Source organism: Ruegeria sp. I1 (assembly GCF_056532675.1).
Map to the genome: position 1 here is coordinate 188,572 of NZ_JBQFNM010000008.1, position 10,439 is coordinate 199,010.

11 protein-coding genes are annotated in these 10,439 nt (G+C 58.4%); 7 read left to right on the forward strand and 4 right to left on the reverse strand.

The features are described 5' to 3' along the window. Window position 1: 1 nt before the first annotated feature. The 3 genes from ACR0DH_RS15775 to ACR0DH_RS15785 form a co-directional block, all read right to left on the reverse strand. On the reverse strand, window positions 2-883 hold the full coding sequence (locus ACR0DH_RS15775; RefSeq protein WP_480550549.1) for a C40 family peptidase: 882 nt from the start codon (window positions 881-883) through the stop codon (window positions 2-4). Beyond that, a complete protein-coding gene (locus tag ACR0DH_RS15780) occupies window positions 880-2,262 on the reverse strand; it encodes a leucyl aminopeptidase family protein (RefSeq protein WP_480550551.1) in 1,383 nt (460 codons plus the stop codon). Before ACR0DH_RS15780 ends, ACR0DH_RS15775 begins: the two co-directional genes overlap by 4 nt. Before the next feature lie 63 nt (window positions 2,263-2,325). Continuing rightward, the gene (locus ACR0DH_RS15785) at window positions 2,326-2,715 is read right to left on the reverse strand and encodes a hypothetical protein (protein WP_480543602.1); all 390 of its coding nucleotides are present in this window, start codon (window positions 2,713-2,715) and stop codon (window positions 2,326-2,328) included. 216 nt (window positions 2,716-2,931) lie between these two features. Between ACR0DH_RS15785 and ACR0DH_RS15790 the strand changes: the two genes are divergently transcribed. Together ACR0DH_RS15790 and ACR0DH_RS15795 are read left to right on the forward strand one after the other, a co-directional pair. Beyond that, window positions 2,932-3,405 (forward strand): phosphoribosyl-AMP cyclohydrolase, encoded by a 474-nt coding sequence (locus tag ACR0DH_RS15790; RefSeq protein ID WP_480543600.1) that lies wholly within the window; start codon window positions 2,932-2,934, stop codon window positions 3,403-3,405. Between the two features lie 113 nt (window positions 3,406-3,518). Further along, the gene (locus ACR0DH_RS15795) at window positions 3,519-4,055 is read left to right on the forward strand and encodes an SRPBCC family protein (protein WP_480543598.1); all 537 of its coding nucleotides are present in this window, start codon (window positions 3,519-3,521) and stop codon (window positions 4,053-4,055) included. A gap of 10 nt (window positions 4,056-4,065) precedes the next feature. Here the strand turns inward: ACR0DH_RS15795 and ACR0DH_RS15800 are convergent, their stop codons facing one another. Continuing rightward, window positions 4,066-4,668, reverse strand: coding sequence for a helix-turn-helix domain-containing protein (locus ACR0DH_RS15800; RefSeq protein WP_480543596.1), 603 nt, complete (start codon window positions 4,666-4,668; stop codon window positions 4,066-4,068). Window positions 4,669-4,815: 147 nt separating this feature from the next. On the opposite strand from ACR0DH_RS15800, the gene glyA reads away from it, so the two are divergent. The 5 genes from glyA (at window position 4,816) to ACR0DH_RS15825 (ending at window position 10,320) form a co-directional block, all read left to right on the forward strand. After that, entirely contained in the window at window positions 4,816-6,069 is a 1,254-nt protein-coding gene (gene glyA, locus ACR0DH_RS15805; protein WP_480550553.1) for a serine hydroxymethyltransferase, read from the forward strand. Between the two features lie 11 nt (window positions 6,070-6,080). Next, the gene (lpdA, locus tag ACR0DH_RS15810) at window positions 6,081-7,463 is read left to right on the forward strand and encodes a dihydrolipoyl dehydrogenase (protein WP_480550555.1); all 1,383 of its coding nucleotides are present in this window, start codon (window positions 6,081-6,083) and stop codon (window positions 7,461-7,463) included. Window positions 7,464-7,477: 14 nt separating this feature from the next. Then, complete coding sequence (gene lipA, locus ACR0DH_RS15815) at window positions 7,478-8,422, forward strand: lipoyl synthase (protein WP_480550557.1); 945 nt, start codon at window positions 7,478-7,480, stop codon at window positions 8,420-8,422. A 24-nt stretch (window positions 8,423-8,446) separates the two neighbouring features. Beyond that, window positions 8,447-9,820, forward strand: a complete 1,374-nt coding sequence (locus ACR0DH_RS15820) for an alanine/glycine:cation symporter family protein (RefSeq protein ID WP_480550559.1) — start codon at window positions 8,447-8,449, stop codon at window positions 9,818-9,820. 77 nt (window positions 9,821-9,897) lie between these two features. Next, on the forward strand, window positions 9,898-10,320 hold the full coding sequence (locus ACR0DH_RS15825; protein WP_480550561.1) for a universal stress protein: 423 nt from the start codon (window positions 9,898-9,900) through the stop codon (window positions 10,318-10,320). Window positions 10,321-10,439: the final 119 nt, after the last annotated feature.

Genomic DNA, 10,439 nt, shown 5'->3' on the forward strand with positions numbered 1-10,439 from the left:
GTCAATAATCGGGATGCCGCCCAAAGCCTGTAACGGCTCCGAATTCTTTTTGACCAATACGAGAGATTGCGTCCTCCAAAGGCTCCTTGGCAACAGCCATATGATACGCGTTTGCATGCAGAAGTTCGTCCTGATCTAGCATCATGCCGACGTGACCTTTCCAAAACACAAGATCACCTCGACGCAACTCGGGTTTTGAAATTGGCCTGAAAAACTCTGATTGCATGTCGCTATCGCGCGGGCAGGACAATCCACAAGACTGAAAAGCGACTTGAATCAGGCCTGAACAGTCAATTCCAAGTCCTGTATCACCGCCGTAGATGTAAGGGGTGGCAAGAAACTGCTCCGCGACGGTCACAGGATCAGAAGCTATCCAATTTAATTCGACCAACTGTGTTTCGCGAACGTATCGCGGCGTCGGGATATGGCCATGTTGAGCGATGCGGATCCAGCCCGAGTTACGCAGTGCCGCTTCTCGCTCGGGCCCTGGGATGGGCCAGTGCTCTACACCGCAGCCGAAGGGCAGAACCTGTTCCTTGTCATTTTGCGTGACATCCGGATGTTCCAAAACCACCGCGCGGGGAACACAAATGCGATGTGTCGGTTGTAACGTGGGGTTGGGGATATTGGGGAACACCCAGCCGACATAGCCATCCTTCTCCCGGTAGCCGAACATGTATTTCTGCAATGTGTCGAGAACGACAAAGCCTTCTCCGGCTACTAACTGGCATTGTCGCTTGCCTTCGGGCTTGTCCAGAATGTCTGTCACAACGCGGTTAAAATATGTAACCTCTCCATCGCTAAAGGTTTGTGCATCCACCTGACCCTTTAGTGATGAATGCGCGACCCGTCCGTTGAAGGGCAGAAGCCTACGATCCGTCATAGGCCCAGTATCTCTGGCAGGGTGCCGAGGATGGCGCGAGGGCCCTGGCCCAGCCCGCCTTTGCTGCGTCCGGGGGACTTGCTGGGCTGCCACGCGTAGATGTCGAAATGCATATAGGCGCTGTTCTCGACAAAGCGGCGCAGGAACAGGGCAGCGGTGATGGACCCCGCAAACCCGCCCGAGGGCGCGTTGTCCAGATCGGCGATGCCGGGTTCGATCATCGCCTCATACGGCGTGTGGAAGGGCATCCGCCAGACCGGATCGGCCGAGCGTTGCGCGGCGTCCGACAGTGCGGCTGCGGTCTGATCGTCATCCGTATAGAACGGGGCCAGATCGGGGCCCAATGCCACGCGCGCTGCTCCGGTCAGAGTGGCCATCGAAATCACCAGGTCGGGGTTGCCCTCGTCCGCCAGCGCCAGCGCATCGGCCAGCACCAGCCGCCCCTCGGCATCGGTATTGTTGATCTCAACCGTCAACCCCTTGCGCGAGGTCAGGATGTCGCCGGGCCGGAAGGCATTGCCTGCTACCGCGTTCTCGACCGCTGGGATCAGCACCCGCAATTGCAGGGGCAGGTTCAGCGCCATGATCATTTGGGCAAGACCCAAGACATTGGCCGCGCCACCCATATCCTTTTTCATCAAACCCATCGAGGCGCCGGGCTTCAGGTTCAGCCCACCCGTGTCAAAGCACACGCCTTTGCCGACAAGCGTTAGCTTTGGGCCAACCGATCCCCAATTCATCTCGATCAATCGCGGGGCCTGATCCGCTGCGCGCCCCACAGTGTGGATCATGGGAAAGTTCTGTTCCAACAGCGCATCAGCCAGGATGGTCTTGCAGGATGCGCCGAATTCTTCCGCCAGTGTTTCAATGGCCTGTTGCAGGTGCTCGGGTCCCATATCCGAGGCGGGCGTGTTGACCAGATCACGGGTCAGCGCCTCGGCATTGGCCATCGCTTCGATGCGTTTAGCATCGACACCATCTGGCACGATCAACCGTGCCTTTGCGGGGGATTGGCTTGCGTAGCGGTCGAACGTGTATCCAGTGAGCAGCCAGCCCAGGCATTCGATCTCAGCCCGGCTCGCATCAAGGCCAGATACAATCTTATAGGTGCCTTCGGGCAGTGACTCGGCCACGGTGGCCAAGGCAAAGCGTTTGCGCGTGCGTTTCGACTCGGTCCCGTAACCTGCAAGCGCACAAGTGGTACCGCCTGCGTCATCGGGCACCAACAGTGTCTGACCCAGCGCAGCGGTGAACCCGTTTGCCGCGACCCAGCGGCCGACATGTTCGGGCTGATCCGCCAGCCACGCGTCCAGATCAGGTTGGGCGATGACATGAAGCGGGACAAAAGGATCGGTCGGTTCGGCAAAGCTGAGGGGCATGGATGTCTCGATTGTTTGACTTTGCGCCCAGACTAGCCACCCGCGATCCGCCTGCAACCCCCGTCAGACAGACAGGTCCTGCTGATCCCAAATCGCGGTCAAAGACCGTTCGCCGATGCGGATCAGCCGCCCAAGCGTCGCCCCAGCGGCAACCGCATCCCCGGCATCAACCGATTGCGTAACATCGCCGGCAACCCTTGCCAGCGCCGTCATCCCGATCTGATCGGCAATCGCCACCAGCGATTTCGAGCATTTGCGCAGATTGTCCCAATCGCGTTTCCGCCAGAACCGTTCGCAATTCGACAGGCGCACGGCCAGTTCCTCGACCGTGCGGCACAGAACGTCCAGTGCGTTCTTGTCACCCAATTGCCGGTACAGGCCGCTCAACCTGTCCGGGTCCAGCCGCACCGTTTCTGTATGTTCAAGCGTGAGTATCTTTTCCACCACATTCACCCTACTTCTGTCGCCCCCACGGCGTAGACCAGATATTGGTCGGGAATTCCTTTGCAAAACCTTGCCCCAGGCCACAAAAATGGTTCGAATTTTCAGTGAATTCAGGCTTGTTTCCGGATGTGAGGCAATAAGCGCGCGCAAATCGACGCAGCCACCCTTGAAATGAAACCGTCATGCTGACACTTACCATCGAAACCAACGGAAAAGGACCGAGTTATGTCGATCACTGCTGACGAACTGACTGCTGCCCGCGTGGCCTGGGGCGATGGATTGATTGCAATCTCGAAAGCCTACGAGGAAGGTGGCATTGACGCGGCACGACCGGTTGCCGAAACCGTTCTGCATGCGGCCTATGGCTACAATCTTGGTCCGGTTTTGTTCAAGCCGACACTTGCATCAGGAGACCAGACCTTTCGCCCAACACGCCACGGTGCGCTGGCCTATTTCGTTGGTCATGACGACGCTTACCCGTTGGACGGCGGTTTTGGGATCAAAGGCTGGCGCGAGATGGAAAGCGTCACTTCGGCCAGTTTTGTGGAAGGCGACGTAGCCATGTGGATGGGCGCCGTCATCCTGACCGATAAGGACGGGAACGTGACGCAGGTCGACAAAAGTTTTGGTTACAAGAAAGACGCCGATGGCGTGCTGCGAATTGTCTTGCACCACTCATCGCTGCCCTATCAGCCGTAGTTCCGACGCTGTCCCATCAGGAACATTGAACATGGCTCGGATCAGACATCTGATTCCGGGCCATTTTTTGATATGATCCCGTCAAATAGTAATTTTGGAATCGGATCGGACCCATGAGATTTATCAAACGTCTTTTTGTCTTTCTGCTTGTGATTGTCGTGGCGCTTGTGGGCGTCTCTTATCTGCTGCCTGGAAAGGCCGAGGTGTCTCGTTCAATCACCATCGACGCCCCGGCTGAGGCGATCTTTCCTTACGTGAACTCCATGCAAGAGACCGAACAATGGTCCCCGTGGCTGCATCGCGATCCCGAAACCAAACTGTCCTATTCCGGTCCAGAGACGGGAGTTGGCAACACCCTGAACTGGAGTTCGGACCACCCTCAAGTTGGCACCGGATCGCAGGAGATTGTTGAGAGCATTGAAAACGAAACCGTCCGCACGGCGCTTGATTTCGGCCCGATGGGGACGGCAATGGCTGCGTTTGTCCTGCAGCCCGAAGGTGGGCAGACTCAGGTCACTTGGGGTTTTGAAACTAATCTGGGCCTCAATCCCATGTCGCGCTGGATGGGCCTGATGATGGATAGTTGGGTCGGTGGCGACTACGAGCGCGGTTTGTCGAACCTGAAGGTGCTTGTTGAATCGCAGGGGTGATCCGGGCGGCTTACTCCAAGGACACCCACAAAACGCGAGCGTCTTCTTCGCTGGTCGAGATACAGCCATGCCCCATGCCGCTGTCGTAATACAGTGAGTCCCCAGCTTTCATCGGCAGGGGGCGATAGTGTTCGGACAGAAAGGTCAGCTCTCCGCTGATGACATACAGGAACTCTTCCCCACTGTGCCTGATCCAGTTCTCGAATTCGGATACATCGCGGGCTTTGATGGTCGCAATGTAAGGCAGCATGCGTTTGCTGGTCAGTTCCGGGCACAAAAGCTCGTGCAGATAGGTGGGGGTGTCCCGCATCTCACCTTCACCTTTTGGGGTGAAATCCCGTCGACCCGCGATCCCAGTTTGACCTGATTGCAGGAACAATTGCGGGGTGCTCATATCCAGCGCCTGAGTCAATCGCCGCACGATTTCAAAACTTGGCCGTGTCTGGTTGTTTTCTATCTTGGACAGCGTCGAACGACCGATTCCCGCGGCGCGCCCGGCTTCCTCCAACGTCCACCCTTTGGCACGGCGTGCGTCTCGGATCGTGCGTCCCAAGGCTGCGCCGTCATCCTCTTCCTCCGGTCCGACGGCGTCATTCAGGCTGTCATCGACCATAGAAACCTCCCTGGTTTTCCGTAGGTTAACGATTTCCACGACCTGACACAACTTCACAAAATTGAGATGGGTATTGCCATCTTTTACAAAATTCCCCTATAGGAAACAATGTTTCGTATTTGAGATTCTAGCGCGAGAGAGGAAAATATGTTCACAACATCGCTTAAGGATGCTGACCCGATCATCGCCGCTTCGATTGATCGCGAGCGCCAGCGCCAGGCTCAGCAGATCGAGCTCATCGCATCCGAGAACATCGTCTCGCAGGCCGTGATCGATGCGCAGGGTTCCGTGCTGACGAATAAATATGCAGAAGGCTACCCCGGTCGTCGCTACTATGGCGGCTGCGAGTATGTGGATGAAGTCGAGGTTGAGGCAATCGAACGGCTCAAAAAGCTGTTCGGCTGCGAATACGCGAACGTCCAGCCGCATTCCGGGGCTCAGGCCAATGGTGCAGTCAAACTGGCGTTGCTGCAGCCCGGTGACACCATTCTGGGCATGTCGCTGGACGCAGGTGGTCACCTGACCCATGGCGCGAAACCCGCGCAGTCTGGCAAATGGTTCCGCCCGATCCAGTATGGTCTAACCGGTGAAGGCCTGATCGATTATGATCAGGTCGCTGAACTGGCCAAAGCAGAAAAGCCGAAGCTCATCATCGCAGGCGCATCGGCTTATTCGCAAAAAATCGATTTCGCGCGGTTCCGCGAAATTGCCGACGAAGCTGGTGCATGGCTGCTCGCTGACATGGCTCATATCGCGGGCCTGGTTGCGGCTGGGCTGCATCCCTCGCCGATCGGCCATGCGCATATCGTGACGTCGACGACGCATAAGACACTGCGCGGTCCGCGTGGCGGGATCATCCTGACAAATGACGAGGCGCTGGCTAAAAAGATCAACTCGGCTGTGTTTCCCGGGCTTCAGGGCGGCCCATTGATGCACGTGATCGCCGGTAAAGCCGTCGCATTCGGGGAAGCACTGAAACCTGAGTTCAAGGACTATATGCAGCGCGTCGTGGACAGCGCGGCGGCGCTGGCCGATGTGATGATGGCGCGGGGATGTGACATCGTTTCGGGCGGCACGGAAAACCACCTGATGCTGGTCGATCTGAGGCCGCTTGGCGTGACCGGAAAAGACGCCGAGGCCGCGCTGGAGCGGGCCGGGTTCACCTGCAACAAAAACAGTGTTCCGGGTGATCCGGAAAAACCGACGATCACGAGCGGCATTCGGCTGGGAACGGCCGCTGGATGTAGCCGCGGGTTTGGCCCGGAGGAGTTCACCCGGATTGGCCACCTGATTGGCGACGTTCTGGATGCCCTGCGCGAGACGCCCGAAGGCAATGCCGCTGTCGAGGCAGAGACTCGCGAAAAAGTCCACGCCTTGTGTGCCAACTATCCAATCTACTGAAAGAACACCCAATGAGCATTTACGATCTCATCGTTATCGGGGGCGGCCCCGGCGGTTATGTTGCTGCGATCCGCGCGGCTCAACTTGGTATGAAAGTGGCTTGCGTGGAAGGGCGCGGGGCGCTGGGTGGAACCTGTCTGAATGTGGGGTGCATTCCCTCCAAAGCGTTGCTGACCTCCTCGGCCAAATATGCCGAGCTTGCACATCTCTCCTCCCATGGCATTGCGGTTGAGGGGGCCAGCATCGACGTGCCCGCGATGATGGGGCGCAAGGACAAGATCGTTGGCGATCTGACCAAGGGCATTGGTTTTCTATTCAAGAAGAACGGCGTTGAGCTGATCGAAGGCTGGGCCAGCATTCCCGCCGACGGGCAGGTGCAGGTTGGCGACGACATCTATGAGGCCAAGAATATCCTGATCGCCACAGGGTCTGAGCCGACACCGCTGAACGGTATCGAGATCGATGAGCAGGATGTTCTCAGCTCAACCGGTGCCTTGGCGCTGGACACGGTGCCGGATCATCTGGTTGTCGTCGGGGCAGGGGTGATCGGGCTTGAGTTGGGTCAGGTCTGGGCGCGTCTTGGAGCCAAGGTCACAGTGGTTGAGTATCTGGACCGTGTCCTGCCCGGTATCGACGGCGAGATTGCGAAACTGGCGCAGCGCGCACTCAGCAAACGCAGTCTGAAGTTCCAGTTGGGACGCGCGCTGAAGGCCATTGATAAGTCTGAAACCGGATTGACGCTTACTCTGGACCGGGTCGGCAAAGACAAGGAAGAGGTGATCGAAGCCGACAAGGTTCTGATCGCCGTCGGACGCCGCCCCGTCACGCGCGGGTTGGGGCTGGAAGAACTGGGGATAGCTCTTGACCCGCGCGGCTTTGTCCAAGTGGACAACAGCTTCCGCGCATCGGTTCCCGGGATCTATGCGATTGGGGACTGCATCCCCGGTCCGATGCTGGCCCACAAGGCCGAGGAAGACGGCGTTGCCTGCGTTGAGATGTTGGCAGGGCAGGGCGGCCATGTCGACTACAACACCGTGCCGGGCGTCGTTTACACCGACCCTGAGGTTGCCTCGGTCGGTGTGACTGAAGAGGCGCTGAAAGAAGCCGGTGCCGAATACGCAGTCGGCAAATTCGCGTTCATGGCCAACTCGCGCGCGCGGTCGACAGGTGAATCCGACGGCGCGGTCAAGGTTTTGGCGGACCCGAACGGCAAAATCCTGGGTGCGCATATCTGCGGTGCCCATGGCGGTGATCTGATTGCCGAACTGGTTCTGGCCATGACCAAAGGCGCAACCGTGTCCGAGGTCGCCTCCACCTGTCATGCGCACCCAGCCATGGGCGAGGCGGTCAAAGAAGCCTGCCTCGACGCCATGGATCGCGCGATCCACGCGTAAGAAGGAGCCACCAGATGACCATCCAGCTTCGCACCCGCCACCCCGAAAAGGCCAAAAAAACCGACAGCGTCATTCCGCGCAAGCCCAAGTGGATTCGCAAGAAAAAGGGCGATGGCGCCGAGTATTATAAGACCCGTCGCTTGATGCGAGAGCATAACCTCGCCACGGTCTGCGAAGAAGCCGCCTGTCCGAATATCGGCGAATGCTGGTCCAAACGTCACGCCACCATGATGATCATGGGCGAGGTCTGCACCCGTGGTTGTTCCTTCTGCAATGTTGCCACCGGTCGACCTGATGCGCTGGACCCGTTTGAACCGGCCCGGGTTGCCGCCGCCGTCAAGAAACTGGGCCTGCGCCACGTGGTGATCACCTCGGTCGACCGCGATGATCTGGCCGATGGCGGTGCTGAACATATTGCCCAAACCATCCGTGCTGTGCAGCACCAGAATCCCGGCACGACGGTAGAAGTTCTGACCCCCGACTTCCTGGGCAAAGGGGATGCGGCCGATCTGGTCTTTGCGGCCGCCCCCGACGTATTCAACCACAACCTGGAAACGGTACCGCATCTATACCCGACGGTTCGGCCCGGTGCCCGCTACTATGCGTCGCTGCGTTTGCTGGACGATGCCAAACGCGCAAATCCCAAGATCTTCACCAAATCCGGCCTGATGGTCGGCCTTGGCGAAAGCCTCAGTGACGTGCGCCAGGTGATGGATGACCTGCGCGCCGCAAATGTCGATTTCCTGACAGTCGGGCAATACCTGCAACCGACCCCGAAACATCACCCGATCGACCGGTTCTGGTCACCGGAAGAGTTCGCCCAGCTGGAGCAGATCGCACGCTCCAAGGGCTTTCTACACGTGTCGGCCGCGCCGCTGACCCGTTCGTCGTTCCATGCGGACGAAGACTTTGCCGCCCTCAAGCAAGCCCGCCAGCGGGCAATTGCTGCCGGGGCATAACCAGACGCATTAGGGAGGAATACCATGGAAGCGTTAAATTCAATCGTAGGAGCCATCAATGGCGTCGTGTGGGGGCCGCTGATGCTGGTTCTCATCCTTGGCGTCGGCTTCTTCTTGCAGGTCGGGCTGAAATTCATGCCGATCCTGCGCATTGGCACGGGCTTCAGCCTGTTGTTCAAAGGCCGGGAAGGTCAGGGTGAAGGGCAGATCAGCCCGTTCAACGCGCTTATGACTTCGCTGTCGGCAACCATTGGTACAGGTAACATCGCTGGTGTGGCCACTGCTGTCTTCCTGGGCGGTCCAGGCGCCTTGTTCTGGATGTGGATGACCGCCCTGGTGGGCATGGCCACCAAATATGCCGAAGCTGTTCTGGCGGTGAAATACCGTGAAAAGGACGAGCTGGGTAACTTTGTCGGCGGCCCGATGTACTACATCAAGAACGGCCTCGGCGCGAAATGGGCCTGGCTGGGCGTTGCATTTGCCTTGTTCGGCGCTGTTGCGGCCTTTGGCATCGGCAACGGCGTGCAGGCAAACGGCGTGGCACAGGTTCTGGAAGCCAACTTTGGCCTGAACACCTCGGTCACCGGCGTGGTTCTCATGGTCCTGACCGCAGCCGTGATCCTGGGCGGCATCACTCGCATCGGTGCGGTTGCCGGTAAACTTGTTCCGTTCATGGCCATCGCCTACATCATCGCCGGCCTGCTGGTTCTGCTGATCAACATCGGCAACATCGGCTCTGCCCTGTCGCTTGTCTTCACTCACGCCTTCACCCCGTCCGCCGCCGAAGGTGGCTTTGCCGGTGCAGCCGTCTGGGCCGCCATCCGCTTTGGTGTGGCACGGGGTGTTTTCTCGAACGAAGCCGGTCTGGGTTCCGCCCCGATCGCACATGCCGCGGCCGAGACCAAAGGTCCGGTTAATCAGGGCCTGATCGCGATGCTGGGTACCTTCATCGACACCATCATCGTCTGCTCGATCACCGGTCTGGCGATCATCGCGTCGGGTGCCTGGACATCGGGTGAATCCGGTGCGGCGTTGACTTCGGCCGCGTTCGAATTGTCGCTGCCGGGCATCGGTGGGTATCTGATCGCCATCGCTCTGTCGATCTTTGCCTTCACCACCATTCTTGGCTGGTCGTTCTACGGCGAGAAATGTGTCGAGTTCCTGCTGGGCGTCAAATCGCTGCTGCCCTACCGCATTCTGTGGATCGTTATGATCTACTTCGGCGCAACTGCAGATCTGGGCTTCATCTGGCTGCTGGCAGATACGCTGAACGCCATGATGGCTATTCCTAACCTGATCGCCCTGGCCCTGCTGAGCCCGATCGTCTTCAAATTGACGAAAGAGTTCTTCGCCTCGGGCGGCAAGTCCGAAGAGCCGGACGCAACACCTGCCGAGTAGTCTGGGATGAAATGACCGGGGGGCCATCCCGGCCCCCCGGCCTCGAAACAAAACTCTAAGTCACGAGGAGAGACGTGATGGCGACGAAAATCCTGCTGCCCATTGATCACACCGATGACCGGTCGTGGACAAACGCCCTGCCACTGGCGCAAGAACAGGCGAAGTTCTACGGTGCCGAACTGCACGCCGTCGCTGTCATCCCCGAGATTATCCAGCTGCCGAACCTGCCCGCGAACTATGGCGCTGGTGCCAAGGATCATGTCCGCAGCGCGGTTCAGGCCATTCTGGATCACACTGATGCCTCCGATGTGGCGATCCATATCGAAGAAGGCAGCGTTTACCGTGAAATCCTGAAACTCGCCTACAAAGAGGGGTTTGACCTGATTGTCATGGCCTCCACCAAGGGCGACTTCCCGAACTATGAAATTGGCCCGAACCTGGCCCGAGTCGTGCGCAATGCACATTGCAACGTCATGGTTGTTCGCGATCAGTGCCGCTAATCGAAAGGTTGGAATTATGTCTGAACTAAAACGCACTCCCTTGTACTCTCTTCATGTTGAGTTGGGTGGAAAGATGGTTGATTTTGCGGGTTGGGAGATGCCTGTTCAGTATCCGTTGG